Here is a 14,446-nt window from a genome sequence, read left to right as displayed (position 1 = left end):
GACCGCATTGGTCTTGAACACGGCGACGGCCTCGGCCATCTCGCCGATCTCGTCGCGCCGCCCGACGCCCGGGATGGCGACCTGAAGGTTGCCGGCCGCGAGCTCGCCCATGGTTCCCGTCATCGCCTTGAGGGGGCGTGTGATGCGCCGCGCCATGACGATCGACACCACAAGGGTCAGCAGCATCACCAGCACGGCCGCCAGCAAGGAGCGCTGTGCCGCCGCCCAGGTCTGCGCATCGAGATCGTCGACATAGACGCCGGTCGTGATCGCCCATCCCCACGGCGCAAAGCCGGCCACGTAGGACAGCTTCGGCTGCGGCTTGTCGGCGCCCGGCTTGGCCCAGACATAGTCGACGAAGCCGCTGCCGTTCTTGCGGACCGCGTCGACGAGATCGACGACCAGGCGTTTTCCGGTCGGATCCTTGGTGTCGGAGAGATCCTTGCCGACGAGCTGGGCGGAAACGCCGTGCGCCAGGATGCGGTGCTGCATATCGCTGACGAAGAAATACTCGTTGCCGTCGTACCGCAGGGCGGTGATGCGGGCCAGCGCGATCTTCTGCGCCTCGGCGGCCGGAACAGCCCCGCGCTCCGCAGCGGCGTGCTCCTCCTTGGCGATTCCCACGGCGAGATCGACGAGGTGCCGCAGCTCGACCTGCTTCTGCTCCTTCAAGCTGGTCGACAGCTCGCGCAGATCGATGGACGCGATGCCGATCAGGCCGAGGAAGCCGAGACCAATGAGGATATAAATCGACGCCCCGACCGACAATTTGAAACGGCGCACCACGGCACACTCCGTAAAACATTTTCGATGACTGACAACAGAGGCGCAGGTGCTCGTTAATTGGCTCTAAATTACCGTCAAATTGTATTCACCTACGTTACCGGACATAGTCCGAATCCGATGAAATTATCCGAAAGTACTATTTGAGCCCCACGTCTGAGCGCCGGCGGACGCGTGTCGCCGGGGGCCGCTCGTATTCAGATACCGATAAGGGCCCACCGGGTCGCCGGCGCACCGCGTCATGCAGACCGTGATCTGACCGAATCCCTCCACCGTGCCGCGCGCCGTCTGGCCCAGCAGGATCGGATGGCTGCCGCCGAACGAGCCCGTCGTGACCATCTGACGCGACGTGCGGGACGCAGCGTACTGAAAACGACTGCCGCCTCGCCATCACGGGCCGGTACGGCGGCGCAACCAGTCGACCAGCGCCGAGAAGGCCGACGACATCGTCGCGTCGCTGGCCCGCATCGTGAAGGGCGCACCGCCGTCCTCCACCGTGACGGCGATGCTCTGGACATCGCCCGGCACGGCGCCGGGCGACAGCGTCCGGGTCGGCACCTGCCGGGCCGCCTCGACCAGCCGCCGCAACTCCGCCGCTTGCGCCGGCGGAAGAGCGGCGGCGTCCACGACCTGGGACGGCAGACGGCTCGCGAAGGCGCCCATCTGACCGCCCCGCACGACGACCGTGACCTTCATGGCACCCGCTCCCGACATGTCGGCGACGACACCTCAGTCGTAGCGCCGACGGCCCGTCGGGTCACGCGCCGGATCAGGCCGCCGACCGGCTGCTTCGCCGCAACCCGCTGACCTCGGTCTGCAGCGCCCGCACCTGCGAGGACAGCGCGTCCATCTGCTTGGAGAGCGCCGCGAGCGTGTCGGCCTCGCGCCCGTCCGTGGCCGACCGGCCCCGCCGCCCCGTCCGCCCGGCGACCATGCCGCTGACCCGGATGCCGACCTCGCGCCAGGCATGCTGGACCGCGTGCTGCTCGTGGCTGCCGGTACCGTAGAGCTGGCCGGCCTTGCCGTAGGTCAGATCGGCGAACTCCTGGAACTCCGTGGTGGCGGTGGCGGCCCCCAGCGCCTCGTACCAGATGTGCCCCGGCGCCTCCCAGGCGACGCCGCCGATCGCCGTGGCGGTCAAGTAGAATGCCTTGTTCGGGATGCCCGAGTTGATGTGCACCCCGCCATTGTCGTCGTCGTCGGGGAGCTGCACGTAGTTGCTCATGGTGTCGGGCTGCGGATCCTTGCCGATCCGGTCGTTGTCGAACGCCGTGCCGGGCGCCTTCATGGAGCGCAGCGCGTCGCCCTTCATTCCCGGCGTGAAGATGTCGGCGCCGATCAGCCAGTCGGCCTCCTCGGCCGTCTGGTCGAGCGACCACTGCTTCACCAGCGAGCCGAACACGTCGGAGATCGACTCGTTCAGGGCGCCGGACTGGCCGTGATACTCGAGCCCGGCCGTGAACTGGGTGACGCCGTGCGTCAGCTCGTGGGCGATCACGTCGAGCGACCCGGTGAAGTCGCCGAACAGGATGCCGTCGCCGTCGCCGAACACCATCTCCTGACCGTCGAAGAAGGCGTTGTTGAAGCGCACGCCGTAATGGACGTAGCCGTCGAGCCGCATGCCCCGGCCGTCGAGCGAGTTGCGGTCGAGCACCTGGCGATAGAAGTCCCGGGTCTTGCCGAGCCCATCGAAGGCCGCATTGACCGACTTGTCCGACGAGGCGGCGCCGTCCTCCGAGCGCGCCAGCCGGGCCGAGGGCAGATTGGACGTGTGGTGGCAGTCGAAGATGGTGCGGCGGCCGTTGGCCGGACCGCTCGCCGCCGCGAAGGCGGTGCGGACCGAGCGCTCGCCGCGCAGTTGCGCCGTGCTGAGCAGGGTGTCGAGCGCGGCCTTCCGGATCTCCCGGTCGGAGCTCTCCAGCAGCCTCTTCAGGATGTATGGCGGCATGATGCAGTTGACGCAGCCGCACAGGCGGCGATGGCCGCCGGAGCGGGACGACAACCCACGCCGAAGCGTCGATCCAGGCACCGAATTCGCAGACGACATGACAGTCCTCCGTTCTGCCGTTGAAGTTCCGAGCAGTTCCGAATTCCGACTGTTTGTACGCATGCTGTCCCCGCGGCCGCGGGGTCGGACGGCCAAAGGCCGTAGGGGTCGTCCCTCGTGGATCTCCCGTGCCGACGGGTGCCGCGATGGGGCGAGCTTGCACCGGGCAGGCTTTACGCACCGGATGAGCCGACGATCAAAGCGCCGGACTGTCCACTGGCGCCAATCGATCGCCATGCGGACTTGGCGGGAGCATGACTCCCCTCGCCGAGCGAGGGAAGCCCACAACGGAACGCAACCATCACGTGTCCGTCATTGCGGCGTGATGGCGGGCACCGCGATGGGTCCTGCAGGTCCCGGCGTGGTCTGCCGGTCGATCAGGCCAGCGACCAGAAGGCCGATCAGCGTCACCAGGCTGGCGACGCTGACGGCGTTGACGACCAGCATCGCTGCGTCCTGGTCGGGCCGGAACTGCACCAGCGGCGCCCCCAAAAGTCCGCCGAGCCAGAAGTACGCGATGAACGGCAAGGCCAGCACCGGCAACGCGACGAGCCGCTCGCGCGGCCGCACCAGCGCGGCGGCGAGCAGCGCGCATGGGATCAGGAACAGGTCGAGCCCGCTGTCGCGCCCGACCGCCTTGATCGCCAGCAGCGTGTTGGCGATCCCGACCACCGGCAGCATCAGCCGGCCCGTCAGCGAGCTCCGCCGCGCGAGCGCGGGCACGGCGAGGAAGAACGGCGTCGAGGCGAGCGTCAGCCACACCGGCCAGGCGGCCGTCCCGGCGATGGCGTGCAGATAGAGCGGATAGAAGGGCTGATTGCCGACCACGACCACGGCGACCGTCGCGGCGGCGGCGGCGAGCGGATCATCGACGGTCGCATAGGCGCGCAGCCGCGCCACCAGATCACGCATTCGGCCCTCCGGACGGCGATATGACCGGAGTACGACGGCCGGGCGCGGCGGGATCACCGGAGGCGGCAGGGATCAAAGAACGCCGTCGATGTCGGTTCTTGAAAAGTCTTCGCCGACATAGAGCAGCCGGCACCCGTGATCCTTGGCGACCGTGTAGGCGAAACAGTCGCCAAAATTCAGCCTCGCCGGATGCACGCCCCTGCCCCAGGTCGCGTAGGCTTGGGCGATCCGTCGCGCCGCCGCCGGTGTCACGCTGACGATGTCGAAACCGAGGCCATCGATCAAGCGCACCATCTCGTCGCCGACATTGCGCCGCGCCGAGACGATCAGGGCTTCTGCCACGGTCCCGGCCGAGATCACCAGGTGGTCCTCGGCCTCCAGTGCCGCGATGCAAGCATCCGCCACGGGATCGTCGAGAACGACCGCCATCAGGGCCGAAGTGTCGACGGCGATCATCCGGGCAGACCGTCATCGTCGTAGAGCGCATCTTGGCTGCGGGCGGCGTTCGGCCCAGCCGTCGCCCGTGCGGCGCCGGCGACCCGGACGGCGTCGAGCAAGGCGCGGCGGCTGGTTCGGTCGGGCATGGCTTTGAGCGGAACGAGGCGCACGGCGGCGTGGCCGTGCCGGGTGAGGATGACTTCCTCGCCCGCCTCGGCGCGCCGCACCAAGTCGGTCAACTGTCCTTTAGCGTCGGACACGGACACGCGCATCCAAAACCCCGATCTCGACCCGAGGATATTCTTCAAATCAAATGTAGACTATTAGGTAGTCCAACTCAACCTTCGGTTCCAAGGTGCGCGCCGGGGACACGCCACGACATATCGTGCCCTGCCGCCCACTACGAAAAGGCCGGGGTGTTGACCCCGGCCTTTCGGTCGCGCGAAGACGTCGAAGCGCGTCAGCTCGCCGCTGGGGCGCTGACCGCGATGCCCTTGTCCTTGAAGAACTGCTGCAGCTCGTTGGCCTGGAACATCTCCCGGATAATGTCGCAGCCGCCGACGAACTCGCCCTTGACGTAGAGCTGCGGGATGGTCGGCCAGTTGGAGAAGTCCTTGATGCCCTGGCGCAGGTCGTCGTTCTCCAGCACGTTGAGGCCCTTGTAGGGCACGCCGAGGTGGTCGAGGATCTGCACCACCTGGCCGGAGAACCCGCATTGCGGGAATTGCGGCGTGCCCTTCATGAACAGCACGACGTCGTTCGACTTCAGCTCATTGTCGATGAATTGCTCGATGCCCATGATCACGTCCCTTGGGAGGCCGGTCGCCCAATCGCGGCCGGACCCGCTCGGCCTTATTTAAACGAGGATCCGGTGGTCCACCAAGCCCTTCGGCGCATTTGCCGCGACCCGGCCGGTGGACCGTGGTTCACTTTTTCGCGGGTGCGTAGAAGGTGCCCTCGACCTCGCAGATGTCATCCTGGTTCAGGCGGTCGACCTCGATGATGGTGCGGGGCGGATACGGCCCCTTGCCCCAAAGCTCCTCCTGCACCTTGTTCACCAACGGGCGAAACCGGTACATGTCGGTGACATAGACGACCAGCCGCACGGCGTCGCGCAGCGAGGCGCCTTCGGACTCGGCGATCAGCTTCATGTTGAGGAAGGCCTGGCGGATGCGGGCCTCGTCGCCGGCGACCAGCGTGTTGGTGGCGGCATCGATGCCGCGCATGCCGGCGATGTAGACGAAGTCGCCGGCCCGCGTGCCGAGGCTCCAGGTGCCGGTGGTCTTGATGGCGCCGGCCGGCGCCAGCGTCTTCACGCCGTTCGGCGAGAGGTCCTGGGCGACGGCGAGGCTGGCCGAGAACGAGAGCGAGAGCGCCGCGAGCGCGGCGACACGGGTGCGGGTCATGACACCTCCGGGGGAAAGAGAACGACGAGACGCGATGCCAGATCAGACACGCGCTCGCCCGGACGAGCAAGCTCCGTACCAGCGCGGTTCGCGAACTTCGCTCACCGGCGAATGCGGCAAGGCCGCCACAGAAGAGGGCTGTCCGCCGTCGTGCTCCGCGAAGGCGGAGCACCCAGTACGCCGCAGCGGTTCGATGAAACAACGGACTCCGGCGGGTACTGGATCGTCCGCCTTCGCGGACGATGACGACCGAGAGGTCGTGCGTCGCGCTGCGCCGCCAAGTCGCGCCCAGGACTGCGGGAGCCGCTCAGCCCTTCGGCGTGCCGGTCTGCAGCGCCAGCGCGTGCAGCTCCCCGCCCATCTCGGACTTGAGGGCTTGGTAGACGAGCTGGTGCTGCTGCACCCGCGTTTTTCCGCGAAACATCTCGGAGACCACGGTGGCTGCATAGTGGTCGCCGTCGCCGGCGAGGTCCCGGATGGTCACCTCGGCGTCCGGAATGTGGCGCTTGATCAGCGCTTCGATGTCGTTGGCATTCATCGGCATGGCCGTCTCCGCACCGTCGATCTCAGTGTGCACCGTCGATCCGCGCCCGGCAACGCGCCTCGGCCATGCTCTCAACCGGCGCCGCCCGCCATATAGGTCGGCAGCCAGCGCTCGAACTTCTCGGTCAAGGTCTGTAGCTGACTCGGTCGGTCACCGGAAATCGCAACCGCGTGCCCGCCGGTGGTGCCGAGCTTTTGCACCGGCACGCCCGCCTCGCGGGCGCGCGCCGAGACGATCTCGGCGGCGGCGGCCGTCGCCGTGACGACGTAGCGGGCCTGGTCCTCGCCGAACCAGAAGGCGTGCGGCTGCACGCCGCCCGCTGCGGCGGCATCGAGATGCGCGCCGTGGCCGCCCGCCATCGCCATCTCGGCGACCGCGACCAGGAGGCCGCCGTCGGAGATGTCGTGCACGGCCGTGACCAGGCCGTCGCGGATCAGGCCGCGGACGAGGTCGCCGTTGCACTTCTCCACCGCGAGGTCGACGGGCGGCGGCGCCCCCTCCTCCCGGCCGAACAGGTCGCGCAGATAAAGCGACTGTCCGAGCCAGCCGGTTGTCGCGCCGAGCACCAGGATCGTCTCGCCGGCCGCCTTGAAGGCGACGGTGGCGCTCTTGGAGAAGTCGTCGAGCACGCCGACGCCGCCGATCGTCGGGGTCGGCTGGATGGCCCGCCCGTTGGTCTCGTTGTAGAGCGACACGTTGCCGGACACGACCGGGAAGTCGAGCGCCCGGCAGGCCTCGGCGATGCCGGCGATGCAGTCGACGAGCTGGCCCATGATCTCCGGCTTCTCGGGATTGCCGAAGTTCAGGTTGTCGGTCACGGCGAGCGGCCTGGCGCCAACGGCCGTGAGATTGCGCCACGCCTCGGCGACCGCCTGCTTGCCGCCCTCGAACGGATCGGCCTCGCAGTAGCGCGGCGTCACGTCGGTGGTCATGGCCAGCGCCTTCGGCCCGTCCAGCACGCGCACCACGGCGGCGTCGCCGCCGGGGCGCTGCACCGTGTTGCCCATGATGACGTGGTCGTACTGCTCCCACACCCAGCGCTTGCTGCACAGATCGGGCGTGCCGATCAGCCCTTCGAGTGCATGGGCGAGCGTCATCTCCGACGTGATCGAGGCGGGGTCGATGACGGCGGGCTTGTCCGTCGACACATGCGGGCGGTCGTAGACCGGCGCCTCGTCACCGAGCTCCTTGATGGGGAGATCGGCCATCACGACGCCGTTGCGCTCGACGATGAACCGCTTGGTCGGCGTGGTCTCTCCGACCACGGCGAAGTCGAGGCCCCATTTGCGGAAGATCGCCTCGGCCTCGTCGCGCTTGCTGGGCTCGAGCACCATGAGCATGCGCTCCTGGCTCTCCGACAGCATCATCTCGTAGGCCGTCATCGCGGTCTCGCGGCACGGCACCTTGTCGAGGTCGAGGGTGACGCCGAGGTCGCCCTTGGCGCCCATCTCGACGGCCGAGCAGGTCAGCCCGGCCGCGCCCATGTCCTGGATGGCGACGACACAGCCCTTGGCCATGATCTCGAGGCAGGCCTCGAGCAGCAGCTTCTCCGAGAACGGGTCGCCGACCTGCACGGTCGGGCGCTTCTGCTCGGCGTCCTCGTCGAACTCGGCCGACGCCATGGTGGCGCCGCCCATCCCGTCGCGGCCCGTCTTGGAGCCGAGATAGACGATCGGCATGCCGACGCCGGACGCCGCCGCGTAGAAGATCTTGTCCGCCTCGGCGAGGCCGAGCGCGAAGGCGTTGACCAGGTTGTTGCCGTCGTAGCTCTTGTGGAAACGCACCGAGCCGCCGACCGTCGGCACCCCGAAGGAGTTGCCGTAGCCGCCGACCCCGGCGACGACGCCGGCCACCAGGCGGCGGGTCTTGGCGTGCGAGGGCGCCCCGAAGGAGAGAGAGTTGAGGCAGGCGATCGGCCGCGCCCCCATGGTGAAGACGTCGCGCAGGATCCCGCCCACCCCGGTGGTCGCGCCCTGGTAGGGCTCGATGTAGCTCGGGTGGTTGTGGCTCTCCATCTTGAACACCGCCGCAAGCCCGTCGCCGATATCGATGACGCCGGCGTTCTCGCCCGGGCCCTGGATCACCCAGGGGGCGCTCACCGGCAGCGTCTTCAGGTGGATCTTCGAGGACTTGTACGAGCAGTGCTCGTTCCACATGGCCGAGAAGATGCCGAGCTCCGTGAAGGTCGGGGCGCGGCCGATCAGGGCGACGATGCGCTCGTACTCGTCCGGCTTCAGCCCGTGCTGGGCGATCAGCTCCGGGGTGATCTTCGGCTCGGTCTGGCTCACGGAATGGCCTTCATGCTGCACCGCTTCGAGGCGGCAGGCATCGCCCGGCCCCGCGCCGGCGTCAACCTTGAACAGCGCCTGCGCACCAGTCTCGCCGGGCGTCCCGTCGCCGCGCCCCTCGCCCGTCAGTTGAGGCGGCTCGGCCGCTCGCCGTTCGGCCCTTCGGGCCGCGGAGCCTCGGGCGGCACGGCCGCGGCCGGGGGGGGCGCTCCCGTCGAGAGGCCGGACTCGGCCGGCTGCGGCGATCGCCCGGCGGCCGCCCGATCGGCGGCGGCGCGATCGGCCTCGGCCTGTCGCCGATAGGACTTCCAGCCGAGCGGCAGGCAGCCGAGATAGACCACGGTCCCGGTGGTGAGCACCTCCCAGGGGTAGCTGATCAACAGGGCGAAGAACAGCACGGCCAGAACGAAGGCCGGCAGCACCATCTCGGGCGCCACCCTGGTGCCGAGCTTCTTGCCCGACCACACCGGCAGCTTGGAGATCATCAGGAGGCCGATCGCCAGCGTATAGATCAGCACCAGCGGCATCGGGATCAGGGACTTCGCCACGCCGAGGAACTGCAGATAGATCGGCAGCAGCACCACGATGGCGCCGGCCGGCGCCGGAATGCCGGTGAAGAAGTTGCCGGCCCAGACGGGGCGATTGGGGTCGTCGATCATCACGTTGAAGCGGGCGAGGCGCAGGCCCGCACAGATCGCGAACACGATGGCGACGATCCAGCCGACATTCTTGAGGTCGTGCAGGCCCCAGAAATACAGGATCAGGGCCGGCGCGACGCCGAAATTGACGAAGTCGGCGAGACTGTCCAGCTCCGCCCCGAAGCGCGACGTGCCCTTCAGCATGCGGGCGAGCCGGCCGTCGATGCCGTCCAGCACGGCGGCGAACACGATGGCGGCGAGCGCCAGCTCGAAGCGCAACTCGGCTGCGAGCCGGATGGCGGTCAGGCCGGCACACAGCGACAGCAGCGTGACGATGTTGGGGACGAGCGTCCGGATGGGGATCGGGCGGAAACCGCGCAGGCGCGGCTCGCGCCGGTCACGGTCGGGATCGAAGGGGGGGAACAGGGACATGGCGGGCGACTATAGCGCCGGCCGCACTGTTTCGCCATGCCGCGCAGTGCTCAGAATGTCGCGGATGAAACATCGGGTGGCGGGCAGACGGTCAGGCTTGTCGTTCCGGGGCGCAGCGCAGCGGCGAGCCCGGACTCCATAACCGCGGAATGGAATGACGGAGGTTTCAGGCCGTCGTGCCGCCGACGCTCCTGCCGCCGCCCGTCTTGACCCGATCCTCCATCCGGGCGTGCCGGACGGCGCGGGCGACCGCGGCCCAGTAGCGGGCGCGTTCGGCCCGGTGGAAATTGCGGCGCTGCATGCGACGCGCGACGCCGTAGGCGCGCGGCCCGAACAACGCCATCAGGTCGCGGGCCTGCGCCGGCACCGGCTTGTCGTGATCGATCTTGAACCTGCTCATCGCCCCCGCCTCGCAATGTCGTCGTGCTGCTGCGCCGATATCGGCGCAGCCACAAAAGAGCCGCCGCGGTCACAATGAAACCAGAACATGATTCCGATCAAAAATAGCAATAGATCTGAGATTCCAGGCTAACGAACAAGCCTGAAGCTCGTCTCTACCATACTGTTATTGATCGTGAGCCGACACCTGTATTCCCGAAAGACAGGACCACATGGATCGACCTCTTGTTTATTGTCGTTGTGCAGACGCCCCGATGCCTCGTCGGACTGTTTTGAGTCACGGCGCGGCGCTTTTCAATGCCTACGATAGTACCGTCGTCGGGTGGGACTCGTGAATTTCACATACATTAGAGGTCCTCTAAAGAGGAGATCCCCTGTGCAGCACCGCGCGCGGCCATATGGACTCCAAACGTTCTCGTCCGCGTCCTCTCCGGCTCCTCGCAGAGGCCTTCGAAGCGGCCTCGCCGGGTCGCGACTCGCCTACCCCACCCGGAAGGTGCGGCCGGGGTCGCTCGCCTTGAGGTCGGCGATCACGGTCTCGCCGGCCAGCATGGTCTGGCCCTCGGCGACCAGCGGCCGCGACCCCTCGGGCAGGTAGACGTCGACCCGCGAGCCGAAGCGGATCATGCCGACCCGCTCGCCCGCCCCGACGCTGGCGCCCTCGCGCACGAAGCTGACGATGCGGCGCGCCACCAGGCCGGCGATCTGCACCATGCCGATGCGCACGCCCGCCGGCGTCGCGATGACGAAGCCGTTGCGCTCGTTGTTCTCGCTCGCCTTGTCGAGCTCGGCATTGATGAACAGGCCCGGCGTGTAGGCGATGCGCTCGATGCGGCCGGCGATCGGGCTGCGGTTCACGTGGACGTCGAAGACATTCATGAAGATCGAGACGCGCGGCAGCGGCGCATCGCCGAGCCCGAGTTCGACCGGCGGCTTGGCCGGCGACACCCGCGCGACGCGGCCGTCCGCCGGCGACACCAGGATGCCTTCGCGGAGCGGCGTGACGCGCGGCGGATCGCGGAAGAAATAGACGCACCACAGCGTCGCGACGACGCCGAGCCAGCCGAGTGGCGACCACAGCCAGAATAGAACCAGGCTGACCAGCGCAAAGGCGCCGATGAAAGGATAGCCCTCGGAATTGATGGGCACGAGCTGGGAGCGAATGGAATCGACGATGGACATGGGAGCTCTCGAAATGTGACCTCGGGCCACACTCTGCCTCTGTCATTCCGGGGCGCGGGCTGCAGGCCTGCGAGCCCGGAATCCATACTCGCCGACAGGGATTATGGATTCCGGACAGCCGAGCTTCGCTCGGCTTCCGGAATGACGGAGTCGGGGGTGGCCGCGGCGTCCGCCTGAATCGGCCTCGTTCGTACCACATCGTCGGCCGCGAAGGGTGGTTGTGCGAAAGGCGTACACAGCCGCGTCGCCATGGCGGCGAGTCGCGACGGCGACGAGCCGCCTCAGGCGGCCGCCTCGGCGCGGTCGGACGGCGGACCGTCCTCCGGGCCGCCGGCGGGGTCGAGATCGTCGGTCCCGGGCGGATTGCGGTTCGGCGCCGCCGGCGTGTCGCCGACCTCCTCACCGACCTGCGCCAGCTTCTCGCGCGCCTCCTCGGCCTCGCGCTGGCGGTTCCACATCGAGGCATAGAGCCCATCCTCTGCGAGCAGCGCCGCATGGGTGCCGCGCTCGACGATTCGGCCCTTGTCCAGCACGATGATCTCGTCGGCCCCGACGATGGTGGAGAGCCGATGCGCGATGACCAGCGTGGTGCGGTTCTTCGACACCAGCGCGAGGGCGTCCTGGATTTCCTTCTCGGTGTGGCTGTCGAGCGCCGAGGTCGCCTCGTCGAGCAGCAGGATGGGCGGCCCTTTCAGGATCGTGCGGGCGATGGCGACGCGCTGCTTCTCGCCACCCGACAGCTTCAGGCCGCGCTCGCCGACCTCGGTCTCGTAGCCCTTCGGCGCCATGCGGATGAAATTGTCGATCTGGGCGAGGCGCGCGGCCTCCTCCACCTCGGCGTCGGTCGCCTCCCAGCGGCCGTAGCGGATGTTGTAGCGGATGGTGTCGTTGAACAGCACGGTGTCCTGCGGGACCATGCCGATGGCGTTGCGCAGCGAGCCTTGAGTGACGCTGCGGATGTCCTTGCCGTCGATGGTGATGCGGCCGCCGGTGACGTCGTAGAAGCGATACAGCAGCCGCGAGATCGTCGACTTGCCGGCCCCGGACGGACCGACGATCGCCACCGTGCGGCCGGCCGGCACCTCGAAGGAGAGCCCCTGCAGGATCTGCCGCGCCGGCTCGTAGGCGAAGCGCACATCCTCGAACTTTATGGTGCCGGCCGCAACCGCGAGCGGCGGCGCGCCGGGCGCATCGGCAATCTCGGTCTCGCGCGACAGCAGCGAGAACATCGCCTCGATGTCGATCACGGCCTGCTTGATCTCGCGATACACCATGCCCATGAAGTTCAGCGGCTGGTAGAGCTGGATCATCATGGCGTTGATCATGACGAAGTCGCCGATCGTGTGGGTGCCGTTGCGCACCCCCATCGCGCACATGCCCATCACGGTGGTGAGGCCGACCGTGAAGATCGCGGCCTGACCGGCATTGAGCACGGCGAGCGACGTGTAGGCCTTGACGCTGGCGTCCTCGTAACGGGCCATCGAGCGGTCGTAACGCTTGGCCTCGCGCTCCTCGGCGCTGAAGTATTTCACCGTCTCGAAGTTGAGGAGCGAGTCGATCGCCTTGGTGTTGGCGTCGGTGTCGCTGTCGTTCATCTTGCGGCGGATGCCGATGCGCCACTCGGTCGCGACGTAGGTGTACCACATGTACAGCACCACCGTGACCACGATGGTGGCGACGTAGCGCCAGTCGAACTGCCACAGCAGCACGCCGACGATCAGGCCGAGCTCGACGATGGTCGGGACGAGCTGCAGCAGCACCATCCGGACGATGATCTCGATGCCGTTGCGCCCGCGCTCGAGCACGCGCGTCAGGCCGCCGGTCTTGCGCTCGAGGTGGAAGCGCAGCGACAGCCTGTGCATGTGCTCGAAGGTGAGAATCGCCAGTCGCCGCACCGCGTGCATGGCGACCTTGGCGAAGATGCCGTCGCGCACCTGGGTGAGCACCGCCATCAGGATGCGGGTGCCGCCATAGACGACCGTCAGAGCGATCGGCGCGGCCAGCACCCAGGCGAGCATGGTCGCGGTGCTCTCCGGCGCGCCCGTCGCCGTCAGCGCGTCGGTGGCCCATTTGAACGTGAACGGCATCGCGATGGTGGCGAGCTTGGCGCCGATCAGCAGCACCATGGCCAGCATCACGCGCGCCTTGAGGTCGGCCCGGTCGGACGGCCAGATATAGGGCCACAGCGCCACCAGGGTGCCGAACAGTCTGCCGCCGTCGGCGGATGTGTCGCGGGATTCGGCCGCAGTCGGTCTCATCTCGTCTCGATTCGCGGGTTGGCTCGGGTTGGTTCGATTCGGGGTCTTCGGGAGGCGCGGCCCGCCGCGACGCGCCGGACGGCAGCAGGACGGGCGGGCCCGCCGTCTCCCATATAGGCGTTCCCGCCTCCCATATAGGCGTTCCCGCGCCGGCTTGCAGCACCGACGGCCGGGGCCGACCGCCTGCCCTGCCCCCGCGGCGACGGCCGACCGGCATGCGTGGCTTGTTTCATGCGGCCTTGACGCGGCGCGCCCGGGACGCCAGATGCGCAAGATGAGCACTATTCGAAACATTTGCGTCTATTGCGGCTCGAGCACCGGGACCGACCCGGCCTTCCTGGCCGCCGCCCGCCGGCTCGGTCGGCTTCTCGCCGAGCACCGAATCGGCCTCGTCTATGGCGGCGGCTCGAACGGCCTGATGGGCGCCGTCGCCGACGCCGTCGTCGACCATGGCGGTATGGTGATCGGCGTCATCCCGGAATTCCTGCGCACCAAGGAGAACATGTTCCGCCGCGCCACCGAGCTGATCGTCACGCGCGACATGCACGAGCGAAAGCGGATCATGTTCGACCACGCCGACGCCTTCGTGGCGCTGCCGGGCGGCATCGGCACCCTGGAGGAGCTGGTCGAGCAGCTCACCTGGGCGCAGCTCGGCCGCCACAGGAAGCCGATCCTGCTGGCCGACATCGGCGGCTTCTGGCAGCCGCTGATCGGCGTGCTGGAGCGCATGCGCGAGGCCGGCTTCATCCACAACGGCGCCCTGATGAGCTACCGGATCTGCGCGCGTGTCGAGGACATCCTGCCGACCCTCGAGGCCGCGGTCGCGTCGATGAGCGAGCAGGAGACGGCCGGCGACACCGCCACGGTCGAGAAGCTCTGAGCGGCTGCGCCGTCTGTCCTTTCGGTGCGACGATTGTGCACGTCGCGCGAATCACGGAGTGTGGCATCGGTTGCGTACGTGTTCCCCGAGTATTGGCGAGATATGAGCGCGATCCGTCGGAGTGTCTCACGGGTTCCGCACAAGCAGTCCGTGAGTCGCCGACGCTCGACCGCTCGCTTTCGGGGAGCCCCCTACGCAGTGCTACCTAAGCTACGCAGACGTACGTAAGACATCATCTG

At 68.0% G+C, this 14,446-nt stretch carries 15 protein-coding genes; 1 reads left to right on the top strand and 14 read right to left on the bottom strand.

Features of this window, described 5'->3' with window-relative positions:
- The 14 genes from HXX10_RS12475 to HXX10_RS12410 all read right to left on the bottom strand — a co-directional run.
- On the bottom strand, positions 1-786 hold a 786-nt coding region (locus HXX10_RS12475), incomplete at its 3' end, for a cache domain-containing protein (RefSeq protein WP_296522574.1).
- A gap of 387 nt (positions 787-1,173) precedes the next feature.
- On the bottom strand, positions 1,174-1,479 hold the full coding sequence (locus HXX10_RS12470; RefSeq protein WP_296522573.1) for a protealysin inhibitor emfourin: 306 nt from the start codon (positions 1,477-1,479) through the stop codon (positions 1,174-1,176).
- A gap of 73 nt (positions 1,480-1,552) precedes the next feature.
- Positions 1,553-2,830, bottom strand: coding sequence for a M4 family metallopeptidase (locus tag HXX10_RS12465; RefSeq protein ID WP_296522572.1), 1,278 nt, complete (start codon positions 2,828-2,830; stop codon positions 1,553-1,555).
- 312 nt (positions 2,831-3,142) lie between these two features.
- Positions 3,143-3,742, bottom strand: a complete 600-nt coding sequence (locus HXX10_RS12460; protein ID WP_296522571.1) for a hypothetical protein — start codon at positions 3,740-3,742, stop codon at positions 3,143-3,145.
- Positions 3,743-3,814: 72 nt separating this feature from the next.
- On the bottom strand, positions 3,815-4,198 hold the full coding sequence (locus HXX10_RS12455; RefSeq protein ID WP_296522570.1) for a type II toxin-antitoxin system VapC family toxin: 384 nt from the start codon (positions 4,196-4,198) through the stop codon (positions 3,815-3,817).
- Positions 4,195-4,452, bottom strand: a complete 258-nt coding sequence (locus tag HXX10_RS12450; RefSeq protein WP_296522569.1) for a type II toxin-antitoxin system Phd/YefM family antitoxin — start codon at positions 4,450-4,452, stop codon at positions 4,195-4,197. The genes HXX10_RS12455 and HXX10_RS12450 overlap by 4 nt, the downstream gene beginning before the upstream one ends.
- Positions 4,453-4,640: 188 nt before the next feature.
- Entirely contained in the window at positions 4,641-4,979 is a 339-nt protein-coding gene (gene grxD / locus HXX10_RS12445; RefSeq protein ID WP_296522568.1) for a Grx4 family monothiol glutaredoxin, read from the bottom strand.
- Positions 4,980-5,106: 127 nt separating this feature from the next.
- Positions 5,107-5,586, bottom strand: coding sequence for a RidA family protein (locus HXX10_RS12440; protein ID WP_296522567.1), 480 nt, complete (start codon positions 5,584-5,586; stop codon positions 5,107-5,109).
- Positions 5,587-5,893: 307 nt separating this feature from the next.
- On the bottom strand, positions 5,894-6,130 hold the full coding sequence (locus tag HXX10_RS12435; RefSeq protein ID WP_296522566.1) for a BolA family protein: 237 nt from the start codon (positions 6,128-6,130) through the stop codon (positions 5,894-5,896).
- A gap of 71 nt (positions 6,131-6,201) precedes the next feature.
- Positions 6,202-8,418: a phosphoribosylformylglycinamidine synthase subunit PurL gene (gene purL, locus HXX10_RS12430; protein WP_296522565.1), complete on the bottom strand. Its 2,217-nt coding sequence runs from the start codon at positions 8,416-8,418 to the stop codon at positions 6,202-6,204.
- Positions 8,419-8,543: 125 nt separating this feature from the next.
- Entirely contained in the window at positions 8,544-9,488 is a 945-nt protein-coding gene (gene pssA / locus HXX10_RS12425) for a CDP-diacylglycerol--serine O-phosphatidyltransferase (RefSeq protein WP_296522564.1), read from the bottom strand.
- A 166-nt stretch (positions 9,489-9,654) separates the two neighbouring features.
- Positions 9,655-9,888 (bottom strand): hypothetical protein, encoded by a 234-nt coding sequence (locus tag HXX10_RS12420; RefSeq protein ID WP_296522563.1) that lies wholly within the window; start codon positions 9,886-9,888, stop codon positions 9,655-9,657.
- 479 nt (positions 9,889-10,367) lie between these two features.
- The gene (locus HXX10_RS12415) at positions 10,368-11,084 is read right to left on the bottom strand and encodes a phosphatidylserine decarboxylase (protein ID WP_296522582.1); all 717 of its coding nucleotides are present in this window, start codon (positions 11,082-11,084) and stop codon (positions 10,368-10,370) included.
- 266 nt (positions 11,085-11,350) lie between these two features.
- Complete coding sequence (locus HXX10_RS12410; RefSeq protein WP_296522562.1) at positions 11,351-13,327, bottom strand: ABC transporter ATP-binding protein/permease; 1,977 nt, start codon at positions 13,325-13,327, stop codon at positions 11,351-11,353.
- 274 nt (positions 13,328-13,601) lie between these two features.
- Here HXX10_RS12410 and HXX10_RS12405 point away from each other — a divergent pair, with 274 nt between their 5' ends.
- On the top strand, positions 13,602-14,207 hold the full coding sequence (locus tag HXX10_RS12405) for a TIGR00730 family Rossman fold protein (protein WP_296522560.1): 606 nt from the start codon (positions 13,602-13,604) through the stop codon (positions 14,205-14,207).
- Positions 14,208-14,446 lie beyond the last annotated feature (239 nt).

Origin of the sequence: Rhodoplanes sp. (assembly GCF_013377085.1) — a bacterium.
Taxonomy (GTDB): Bacteria; Pseudomonadota; Alphaproteobacteria; order Rhizobiales; family Xanthobacteraceae; genus Rhodoplanes.
Note: the sequence above shows the minus strand (reverse complement) of the source record. Positions and strands in the feature narration are given on the sequence as shown.

What these genes read in the sequence shown, in the direction of transcription:
- HXX10_RS12410 (WP_296522562.1), bottom strand. Translation starts at nt 13,327, where the DNA reads ATGAGACCGACTGCGGCCGAATCCCGCGACACATCCGCCGACGGCGGC.
- HXX10_RS12405 (WP_296522560.1), top strand. Translation starts at nt 13,602, where the DNA reads ATGAGCACTATTCGAAACATTTGCGTCTATTGCGGCTCGAGCACCGGG.
- HXX10_RS12470 (WP_296522573.1), bottom strand. Translation starts at nt 1,479, where the DNA reads ATGAAGGTCACGGTCGTCGTGCGGGGCGGTCAGATGGGCGCCTTCGCG.
- HXX10_RS12435 (WP_296522566.1), bottom strand. Translation starts at nt 6,130, where the DNA reads ATGCCGATGAATGCCAACGACATCGAAGCGCTGATCAAGCGCCACATT.
- HXX10_RS12465 (WP_296522572.1), bottom strand. Translation starts at nt 2,830, where the DNA reads ATGTCGTCTGCGAATTCGGTGCCTGGATCGACGCTTCGGCGTGGGTTG.
- HXX10_RS12455 (WP_296522570.1), bottom strand. Translation starts at nt 4,198, where the DNA reads ATGATCGCCGTCGACACTTCGGCCCTGATGGCGGTCGTTCTCGACGAT.
- HXX10_RS12460 (WP_296522571.1), bottom strand. Translation starts at nt 3,742, where the DNA reads ATGCGTGATCTGGTGGCGCGGCTGCGCGCCTATGCGACCGTCGATGAT.
- pssA (WP_296522564.1), bottom strand. Translation starts at nt 9,488, where the DNA reads ATGTCCCTGTTCCCCCCCTTCGATCCCGACCGTGACCGGCGCGAGCCG.
- grxD (WP_296522568.1), bottom strand. Translation starts at nt 4,979, where the DNA reads ATGGGCATCGAGCAATTCATCGACAATGAGCTGAAGTCGAACGACGTC.
- HXX10_RS12420 (WP_296522563.1), bottom strand. Translation starts at nt 9,888, where the DNA reads ATGAGCAGGTTCAAGATCGATCACGACAAGCCGGTGCCGGCGCAGGCC.
- HXX10_RS12440 (WP_296522567.1), bottom strand. Translation starts at nt 5,586, where the DNA reads ATGACCCGCACCCGTGTCGCCGCGCTCGCGGCGCTCTCGCTCTCGTTC.
- HXX10_RS12450 (WP_296522569.1), bottom strand. Translation starts at nt 4,452, where the DNA reads ATGCGCGTGTCCGTGTCCGACGCTAAAGGACAGTTGACCGACTTGGTG.